Annotated in this window: 1 protein-coding gene; it reads left to right on the forward strand. The window is 48.7% G+C overall.

What is annotated here, in order from left to right; translation table 11 throughout:
- Positions 1–319: 319 nt before the first annotated feature.
- A complete protein-coding gene (locus CXF95_RS26310; protein ID WP_101199148.1) occupies positions 320–502 on the forward strand; it encodes a hypothetical protein in 183 nt (60 codons plus the stop codon).
- Positions 503–524: the final 22 nt, after the last annotated feature.

Genomic DNA, 524 nt, shown 5'->3' on the forward strand with positions numbered 1-524 from the left:
TGTTTGCCCAGCGAAGCTGGCAAACCCGTCAGGTTGAAAGAAACCTGAATCACCCCGATTGAGGGGAAGATAATCCGAATGGTAAGTGCGTCACTGGCTAACGGTGGGGTGTGAAGGAAGCCATAGGAAGTTAGCGATACACAGCGTAAGCGAACCTGTTTCGGCGTGGTGGGTGGGTAAGCGTGCAAAATAGCGCAACGCCCAATACTCAATCAGACCCATTACGTGTTTGAGGGTGGAATAGCTAATAGGGAGCCAGTGCAGTAACTGGGGAAGCCTGACATCATTTCCAGTGTAACTGGAAGTTTGTATCCAAGAAGTGATTCAAGGTACAGATTGGTGGGAGGTGGCAGATGAACCCGTAGTAGTGAGTAAGGTCAGGCCTGTGAAAGCCAGTAATGGTGTGGAGGATAAAACCAGACCGACTGTTGGCAGTGTGTTCAACAGAGCAGGCAATACTCAAAAGGTGTTGTCTGTTGCGAAGGGGGGAAGTGTACTATAAGTGTCTGTTGTTCTTTTTTTTT

It is taken from the genome of Paraglaciecola sp. MB-3u-78 (genome assembly GCF_002835935.1).
Classification (GTDB): Bacteria; Pseudomonadota; Gammaproteobacteria; order Enterobacterales; family Alteromonadaceae; genus Paraglaciecola.